Raw genomic sequence first — 1,739 nt, 5'->3', positions numbered from 1 at the left:
GGATGTCAGGCGGCGGTTCAGATCGTCAACACGAAGAGACCGGAGCGGGATTATTTTTCCGACCCGAATCTTTCAGTGTTGTTTGGCGATGTTCATCACAACACAATTGCAAATTGGCGCAAGGGGAAGGGTACCCCCGAAGGATTTTCCGCGGCATTTGAGCAAAAGAATTACAAGGCGATGAAAGTCTGTGCCGAGAAGTACAGGGCAAGTCATGGGAAGCATGATGCGATGAACAGCAAGAAGGTCAGGCGTAATCTCAGCGCGGAGCAGGTTTACAAGGAAAGCAAAAGGGTTTGAGATGATCTTACACTTTCCCGGACGGGGGCAGGATCCGTTGCCGGACGATGATTTTCATCGGTCCGCGTACGGTGAAATGTCAGACGAGGCGATTCTTGCGCTTCGAACCAAATATAAAAAGTTTGAGAAGGTGATTTTTGGGCAGTCCTGGCAGCGGGCTTCTTTGTCCCGTTATCAGGAGACTTGCGCGGCGCTTTGCCTGGCGCTTGACCTGGCGACGACAACAAGGGACAAGGATGTAATCTATTGTCCGTGGTTCTTTGAGGCGTTCAACACATTGTCGTCGCAATTGTTCAAGGTGCCGAAGCCAATCCCCGAGGGGAAGGCGTTTGAGGACTGGGCGAACGGTGTTCAAGAGACGGCGCAGGGCGTGTGTTCGTCATTCGGATGCTTTGGCGATTATTTGGTGCAGTATGTCAACACGGTCTATCCGGAGGGGGATATCGCCCCCGGTGAGTTTATTGCGACAGTTCGCCGGGAAATGGATTCGTTTTTCAAAATTGGAGCGTCGGATGACAAGTCGAGATTTGTGATGGCGGCATTTGAGTTGCTGCTGGGTTATGATGATAAGGGATGGCCGAAATTCAATCAGGAGATTTATGGAAAGCTCGCAAAAGGGTGTTTGACGCTTGGCTGGCCTCATGCGGCGACAACACCTGAGGACGCGCCAGCACTTGTTTCGAATATTACAAATGATGAATTGTGCGAGTTAATGGGCATAAAGTTACCGCCGCCAGAGGAGCGGGAGCGGATTCAAAAGGCGAACCACGAGGAGATGATGCGTGGAGACCTTGAAAGATCGGAGGAAAAGGTAGAAAAGTTCTTTGCCGCGGAGGACTGGTGGCGTCACGCGGATTCGGAGATTGGAATGTGGCGGATAACCAAGGTGGCCGTTCGGATCGCGCGCAAGGCGATTGATTTCTCCGGCTTTTATCTCAATCAATCCGCTGCGATGCCGACAGTTAAACTGTCGGAAGAGCTTAGTGCGGACGATCGCGACAATCTTCTTCCGTTGTTTAAGATATTTACAAGCACCTTTTGTTTTCGGCTCGAGGAGATGGTGAAGTCTGAGTTTGATTTTGGGAAACTCATGGATGGGGCGTTTTGTCTGGATGATGCGCTGACATCGATGCTGTATTTTCTGGACAAGCTGCCGCATGATCGACATCTTAACGCGGCGAAGCGGGCTTACGCAGAGTGGCATGATGCCCTGATTGGAATTGTGCGCAAAGAATTCAGATTCGAAAACGCGATTCCAACTCTTCGGTCTGCGGCCGATCAATTTGCGAAGGAGCTTTCGGCGGCGAGTGACATCCTTAATGAACGCGAGATTCAGATTTTGGACAAACAGTCGTTCAAATCGGGGGAGGAAAAGGCGGATGTGCTTGTTCAGCGGCTGGTGGAGAAGCTGGGCGAGCAGACTCTTCGGGCTGTTGTAG

At 51.4% G+C, this 1,739-nt stretch carries 2 protein-coding genes; both read left to right on the top strand.

Features of this window, described 5'->3' with window-relative positions; genetic code table 11:
* Window positions 1-300, top strand: a 300-nt coding sequence (locus tag MJZ26_15055; GenBank protein ID MCQ2107095.1) for a hypothetical protein, incomplete at its 5' end; no start/stop codon positions are given.
* Window positions 301-337: 37 nt separating this feature from the next.
* Window positions 338-1,739 (top strand): hypothetical protein (locus MJZ26_15050; protein MCQ2107094.1); only part of this gene is annotated, 1,402 nt, incomplete at its 3' end.

It is taken from the genome of Fibrobacter sp., from assembly GCA_024398965.1.
Lineage (GTDB): Bacteria > Fibrobacterota > Fibrobacteria > Fibrobacterales > Fibrobacteraceae > Fibrobacter.
The sequence above is the reverse complement of the archived record's forward strand: the minus strand, read 5'-3'. Positions and strand labels throughout refer to the sequence as shown.